The 6,676-nt window shown below is 38.0% G+C and carries 7 protein-coding genes and 1 pseudogene; 2 read left to right on the top strand and 6 right to left on the bottom strand.

Annotated elements, in window-relative coordinates; translation table 11 throughout:
* Window positions 1-231: 231 nt before the first annotated feature.
* Window positions 232-1,023, bottom strand: coding sequence for an RNA methyltransferase (locus E7480_08490; GenBank protein ID MBE6904624.1), 792 nt, complete (start codon window positions 1,021-1,023; stop codon window positions 232-234).
* Window positions 1,024-1,085: 62 nt separating this feature from the next.
* On the opposite strand from E7480_08490, the gene E7480_08485 reads away from it, so the two are divergent.
* Window positions 1,086-1,355, top strand: a complete 270-nt coding sequence (locus E7480_08485) for a stage III sporulation protein D (GenBank protein MBE6904623.1) — start codon at window positions 1,086-1,088, stop codon at window positions 1,353-1,355.
* 361 nt (window positions 1,356-1,716) lie between these two features.
* Window positions 1,717-2,139 carry a hypothetical protein gene (locus tag E7480_08480; GenBank protein MBE6904622.1) on the top strand — a complete coding sequence of 141 codons (423 nt, stop codon included), beginning with the start codon at window positions 1,717-1,719 and terminating at the stop codon, window positions 2,137-2,139.
* Window positions 2,140-2,202: 63 nt separating this feature from the next.
* On the opposite strand, the gene E7480_08475 is transcribed toward E7480_08480, so the two are convergent.
* The 5 genes and pseudogenes from E7480_08475 to E7480_08455 form a co-directional block, all read right to left on the bottom strand.
* Window positions 2,203-3,531, bottom strand: a complete 1,329-nt coding sequence (locus tag E7480_08475; GenBank protein MBE6904621.1) for an aspartate kinase — start codon at window positions 3,529-3,531, stop codon at window positions 2,203-2,205.
* Between the two features lie 158 nt (window positions 3,532-3,689).
* Window positions 3,690-4,958, bottom strand: a complete 1,269-nt coding sequence (gene ltrA, locus E7480_08470; protein MBE6904620.1) for a group II intron reverse transcriptase/maturase — start codon at window positions 4,956-4,958, stop codon at window positions 3,690-3,692.
* Between the two features lie 555 nt (window positions 4,959-5,513).
* Window positions 5,514-5,690 carry a 30S ribosomal protein S21 gene (locus E7480_08465; protein MBE6904619.1) on the bottom strand — a complete coding sequence of 59 codons (177 nt, stop codon included), beginning with the start codon at window positions 5,688-5,690 and terminating at the stop codon, window positions 5,514-5,516.
* A 115-nt stretch (window positions 5,691-5,805) separates the two neighbouring features.
* Window positions 5,806-5,916 (bottom strand): annotated as a pseudogene (locus E7480_08460) (hypothetical protein).
* A 121-nt stretch (window positions 5,917-6,037) separates the two neighbouring features.
* A complete protein-coding gene (locus E7480_08455; protein MBE6904618.1) occupies window positions 6,038-6,367 on the bottom strand; it encodes a hypothetical protein in 330 nt (109 codons plus the stop codon).
* Between the last annotated feature and the right edge of the window lie 309 nt (window positions 6,368-6,676).

The raw sequence follows: 6,676 nt of genomic DNA, 5'->3' as shown, positions 1-6,676 counted from the left end.
TGCACAGTATTTGATAAGTGCTACTGATTATTGCGTTCCTGACAAGGAATGTGTGGCATCAGAGTGTGACGATCCTTGCAGTATATTCAGAAACATGGCGTTTCCTACCGGAGAATTTTGCGCTCGCTCAATTTCTTCCGATGAAAGAGGAAACGGGGCTTCCTGCCGTTAAATAAATACAAAAGGTTGTTTCAAAGTGCTGAACACATAATGAAACAACCTTAAATTTATTCAAAAAATATTATCGTTTTGACGCATTATCTCATAGCCTATTATCGTGGTTGCGGATGCGGCTGAAAGGGAAGCGTTGAATTTTCTCGCATAGGGAATTTTAACAATGATGTCTGACCTATCAAGCAATTCTTTTGAAATCCCTCTTTTTTCGCCTCCCACAATTAAAAACAACGGCAATTTAAGCTCTGTTTTCCCAAGAGTGTCCGAGGTTCTCAGATCGGCGCAAACTATTTTGTAGCCGTTATTTTTAAATATTTCTGCCGCTTTTAATGCATCTGATGTATAGACGTTCATCAACTCGGAAGCTCCTGCAGAGGCTCTGCACACAACTCCTGCCGCGCTCATCCAGTTTCTTTCCGGCAAAATTATTCCTTCAGCTCCGCAAGAATACAAGGAACGAAGGGAATAGCCAAAATTATAAGGATCTTCTATGCCTTGTATCATGACATAAAGTTTATTTGGCTTTATAGAAGAAATGTTGTTTTCCAACAAAGGAATAGTTCTTTCTGTACATATAGCAATGATTCCTCCGTGAGAATTTCCGAGCGTGATACCGTCAATGTATTCTTCAGAGGCTTCAGTCATAGAGAAGCCGTATTTTTCGGCTTGATGCGTTAAATATCCGATTTCTTTTTTTAGCTTATCATATCGGTTGGAATTATACAAAATCCTCGTGATTTTTCTATCGTTTTTAATTTCGCTGTTTTCCTGAATGCTTAACACGGCACGTATAGATGTCATGCCTTCCATTATAGCAGAATTTACAAATTTATCTGCTTCTTTAATCATAGAGAACAAAAACCTTTCATATATATTTTTATAGGAATAATTTATGGGGGGCAATTGTGATGATATATGGCAACACAAAAGAAAGATGTGAAATTCTTGCTGAATATTTAGTCGAAAACAACGCCACGGTGCGAGGAGTAGCACAAAGATTTTCTGTGAGTAAAAGTACGGTACATAAGGACATAACAATCAGATTAAAAAGCGTAAATCCAACATTATATACGAGTGTAAAGGGAGTATTGGAAAAAAACAAATCTGAAAGACATCTACGCGGTGGTGAAGCAACGAGGGTCAAATATTTAAAGAAGAAAAACATTTCTTTTATTCTATAGATATAATATCAAATTTTACTTAAAATTTCAATAGAAAAAACGGTTAAAAGATAAAATAAAAAAATAAAAAGCAAAGAAAACTCTTTTTTTGTAAAAAACATCAAAAGAAATATTGACATTACGTCTTATTTATGTTACCATATTAGAGAAATATGTTAAAAGAGTACTGTAAAACGAGACAGCAGTAATTATACAAAATGCAAATTTTGTATAATTCAGGGAAGCTTTTTGGGCAAAAATAAGTAAAAATACCACTTTTAACGTGTTTTTATATATGATACTAAAATAATGAAGTTTGTAATTTCATTATAAATTGTATAAAAATAAAACAGGCTTATTGCCTATCAGGAGGAAAATATTCATGAAAATCAAAATGCGCGTACTCACAGCTACAAACAAAGGCAAGCTTCTTTCAATTGCAGATATGATCGCAGCTGAAAAATCAAACTACAAGGCAGACATCATCCCCCCTGCATATCCTTGCGAAACCGAAAGATTGGTTGTTATAATCGCGACCGCTGCTGCAAAATACAGCACAGCAACTGAAATATTCTGTAAAAACATGAACAAATCTCAGGCACAGAATGTAGCGTTTATTATTGACGGTGACAAGGAAAAGGCTCAGCAGCTTATAGATTGGGTTAAGTCTGCAGGAGCTAATGTTTGCGAAAACGTTCTTTACATTAATGGCGGTCTCCCCTTTAAGTTTATGAAGAAGGTTTCCGACGCTGAAAAAGCTCAGGTTAACGAGTGGCTTGAGAGCGTACTCAAGGCAATGGCATAAAATTATACAAAATATACAAAAACCATGTATTAAACACGACTTCGGTGCTTAATACACGGTTTTTTATTTTTTCTCTTTTATAAATTCTCTATATATAACATTTATGGCTTTTTCGTAATCAACTTCTTTTATTCCTATAATAATACTCGAGTCATTAGATCCTTTATCTATTATATTTGTTTTTAGTGATATTTCCAATATCGATTTTAAAACTTTGTATAATATTTCTTCGCCTTTACATCCGGATTCGCTTACAACAGCTATCAATGCAATGTTTTCCTCAATAATAATTATTTCGGGAGAAAAATTACAATATATGTCATTTAAAATTTTTGCTTTCTTCCCTTCAAAATCCTCTTGTTTGGCTATCACTGTTATCGCGTCCGTGGATGAGGAAATGTGTTCAAAATAAACTTCGTTTTCTCTTAAACAGCTAAGAATACTTTCTTTCAGTCCTTTTTCAGAGTTCATTGAGCTTTTTTTGATATAAAGTAAATAATACCCTTTTTTTCCGGCTATACCTGTTATCACAGCTTTTCGACGCGAGTTTATAGAAGAAAAAGGAGTTATTATCGTTCCTCTGTCATCGGGCTTGTTTGTGTTTCTTATATTGATAGGTATACGCGCTGTTTTTACAGGAAAAACGGCGTCTTCGTGTAAGACGGTAGCTCCCCTATAGGATAGCTCCCTTAGCTCATTATAGGTCAATTCGTTAATTATTTTAGGTCTTTCAACACAGCGAGGATCTGCCATAAGAAAACCTGATACATCTGTCCAGTTTTCGTATATATCGGCATTTGCCGCACGTGCTACAATCGAACCTGTTATATCAGAGCCTCCGCGGCTGAAGGTTTTTATGTCGCCGTTTACTTCAATGCCGTAAAAACCCGGTATGACAGCGTTTTTATGCTTTTTAAGCACATCTGATAAAATTGTATTTGTTTTTTCAGAATCAAATTTATGATATTTATCAAAAAAAATTACTTCTGAAGCATCAATAAAATCATATCCAAGATATTTTGCCAGCAAAATAGAATTTAAATATTCGCCTCTGCTCGCAAGATAATCTTTTTTTATGTTTTTTGAAAACATATTACGGATTTTGTATAATTCCTCTGACATGTTTGCTTTTAACTGCAGATCTTTTTCAATTTCAAGAAATCTTTTCTCTATTTTGGAAAACTCATCATTAAGGTCTCTGTTTTCGCTAAGCAGATCGTAGCATCTATACAGTATATCTGTAACCTTGTCATCATTTTTAAAACGCGCTCCCGGCGCAGATGCTACAACGTATTTTCTTTCTTCTTCTGCCTCGACAATTCTTTTTACTTTCTTAAACTGCTCTGCAGAAGAAAGTGATGTTCCGCCAAACTTCAGAACTTTTATTTGCATAAATACAACTCCTTATCATTAAACTACCTTGCTAATATTATATGGAGCTGCATTTTATTTTGCTATATAATTATACAAAATTAATCGAGTAGGTAGAAACCAATCCACCTCTCACACCACCGTACGTGCCGTTCGGCATACGGCGGTTCAATTCAAAATTAAATACGTGCTACCTTTAGGTAGTAATCGGAAAGACTGACTAAGCCTCGCTTGGTCAGTTTTTCTTTGGAAACAGCTCTTGCAAGAACAGACTTTGTTGCAACAAATTGGTAATGGTCTCCCCAATTTGCTACTTTACGTGCTATCCATTTAGGTACTCCGAGCTTCATCAGTCCCCATTCTCGTTTACTCGGCAGTTTCCACTGCTTCCAGATTATCACCCTTATCTGCGTTCTTAAATGCTCGTCTATGCCTTGAAGCTTTGTTTTCATTGAGCCTTTGCGGAAGTAATTTATCCAACCTCTCGTTACCTCATTAATCTTCTTAATTCGGTATGTAAGGTCAATGCCGAGGCTTCTTTTGCATAGTGCTTTGAGCTTTCTTTTGAGTCTCTGCACAGAGTCATTATGAGGTCTTGCTTTCCATTCCTCTTTGTCTTTCCAAAAACCAAATCCAAGATATTTGAGCTTGCTTGGCGGTGTTACCTTTGTTTTGGTAGCATTAACCTTTAGTCCAAGCTTTCTTTCTATCCAATCGGTTATGGAATACATTACTCTTGTCGCTGCCGCTTTGCTTTTTAATACAATTACCACATCATCTGCGTATCTTGTAAATCTGAGTCTGCGGCTTTCCAGCTCTTTGTCAAGCTCATTCAGCATTATGTTGCTGAGTAAGGGAGATAAGTTTCCGCCTTGCGGTGTTCCTATCTCTGTTGACTCGTATTTGCCTTGGTTCATAACACCCGCTTTGAGATATTTCCGTATTAAGCTTTCCGTATCTCCGTCGTGTATTACTCTTCCAACAAAACTCATCAACTTGTCTTGCGGTACATTGTCAAAGAATTTCTCAAGGTCAATATCCACTATCCATAAGTATCCGTCATTGAAGTATTCAAGCAGTTTAGTTATTGCTTGCTCACATCTTTTGTTCGGGCGAAATCCATAACTGTTATCGCTGAACATCGGGTCGAATATGGGTGTTAATATTTGTGTTATTGCTTGCTCTATTACTCTGTCAATTACCGTGGGGATACCGAGCTTTCTTACACCGCCGTTTGGCTTTGGTATCTCTACTCTAAGCACGGGTTGCGGTTTGTAAGTTCTCGCTCGGATTTGTTCCTTAATACTTCTCCAATTTACTCGCATATATTCTTCGAGTTCTTTGGTTGTAACTCCGTCTACTCCGCCTGCACCTTTGTTTGCATAAACTCTTTTGTAGGCTTTTTCAACGTTCTCGTTACTAAGTATCTTTTCAAGCATTTCCGACATATTCCGTCTTTTCTCCTTTCCGCTTCCAAGCAAAGTTTTTTTTCCACTCCCTATGTTATTTGTGCTTCTCCTCAAATACGTTTTGGTTTCACACATAGTCGGGGTTGTTGCTTGGAACATACATTTCAAATTGACGCTTTGAATTGTTCAGCCCTTCCCAAGTTTTTTCTTGGTACTATGGCTTCTGCTGACTTCTTGCCGTTCGTTGTTACTACGGATTTCTCCGTCGGCAAGACCTCACGGGATAAACCAATACTCTTTCCTCGTCTACCTGCTCGGTTTACGCAATAGGGTTACGTTTACCTTTTGGACTTCGTTGCTTTTAGTCAACTTATCCGCCTATTACGCCTTCGTACCGAGTTTCTGTCCGTCAGGCTACGATTTCGCTATCCCTTCTTCTCGCCTGCACCTCACGATGCAAACCTTGGGAGTCGCTTTCGGGTTGGTCGGTAACTACCTCCCAGCGGACTTTCACCGCAGAGCACTGATATGCCCGTCATACTAAAAAAACAAACGACAGATGTTAGTCTGCCGTTTGTTTAATTGAATCCAAAATTACTTAAACTTACGTTTTCTTGCAGCTTCGGACTTCTTTTTGCGCTTTACGCTGGGTTTTTCATAATGCTCTCTCTTACGAAGCTCAGTCAAAACACCGGACTTCACGCACTGACGCTTAAAACGACGAAGTGCGCTATCAAGAGTCTCATTTTCTTTTACTCTGATTTCTGCCATTCTTATTCCCCTCCCTCCGCTCTTTGCAAAGAGATAATTATATTGATTAACATAGTATATTATATTACAAAAATTATGAATTGTCAATACTAAAATGAAGAAATAGAGAAAAAAATTAATTATTTTTTATAAGAAGATGTTTTTTTGCCGCTGTAAGTGTATTTTTTAGCAACATTGTTATAGTCATAGGACCTACTCCGCCCAGAACAGGAGCAATTCGGCCGGAATTTCATCCTCTCGAAAGAATACACGAAATATCAGCAATGCATGATAAGGATTCACGAATCACGGTAAATCGAAAACCGGCGCTGTCGCAGTTTTTTGTATCTGCAGCAGCGCCGATTACGTCAGGAAAATAGAACGCTTACCAGCGTTTGATAGTTTTGAATTTTCACCACAGCCTTGTTGCCCTCCAGCGCAACGGAAACCTGCGTGTCATCCGGTGTAAATACCTCCCATTTGGTGCAGGTAGCCAGTTTTTCGTCCTCGAAGGTCACTTCCACTTCTGGCAGATTTCGGTGGTTATCGGCGTTGAGCACATGCAACGCCAGCCGCCCGTCAGCAGTCAGACGGGTTTCCAGCACCACGTTAGGCACGTCTACGGACACGGTTTTTTCGATGCAGTCAGCGAGTTCTTCTACAGAGATTATCTTCTTGTTTTCAATATACTTTCGCACATTCTTGCGATTCTCTCTTTTGATGACAACACTCATATTTACAAGATAATAAGGTACAATTCACGTTCAAAAGACCCATGCACCTGCATCTGCAAGCACATGGGTCTCCCATTTTCATTATGATTATTCATATGCTCCCGAAGGTATTGGATGTCAATCCAGTTCCCATGACATAATCCATCTGCTTCTTCCATCTCATGAAGCAGCAACTGATAATTAGTCCACTTTATACATTCGTGTTTTTCATAACATTTGAAACACTACTCCCTGACATATCTCTGGTTTCTACTATTTGGCTTGTCCGGAATT

It is taken from the genome of Oscillospiraceae bacterium (assembly GCA_015067255.1).
Classification (GTDB): domain Bacteria; phylum Bacillota; class Clostridia; order Oscillospirales; family SIG519; genus SIG519.
Note: the sequence above shows the minus strand (reverse complement) of the source record. Positions and strands in the feature narration are given on the sequence as shown.

Excerpts from the sequence above, each read along its gene's own strand:
- E7480_08465 (MBE6904619.1), bottom strand. The coding sequence starts at position 5,690 with ATGGCAGAAATCAGAGTAAAAGAAAATGAGACTCTTGATAGCGCACTT.
- E7480_08480 (MBE6904622.1), top strand. The coding sequence starts at position 1,717 with ATGAAAATCAAAATGCGCGTACTCACAGCTACAAACAAAGGCAAGCTT.
- ltrA (MBE6904620.1), bottom strand. The coding sequence starts at position 4,958 with ATGTCGGAAATGCTTGAAAAGATACTTAGTAACGAGAACGTTGAAAAA.
- E7480_08475 (MBE6904621.1), bottom strand. The coding sequence starts at position 3,531 with ATGCAAATAAAAGTTCTGAAGTTTGGCGGAACATCACTTTCTTCTGCA.
- E7480_08490 (MBE6904624.1), bottom strand. The coding sequence starts at position 1,023 with ATGATTAAAGAAGCAGATAAATTTGTAAATTCTGCTATAATGGAAGGC.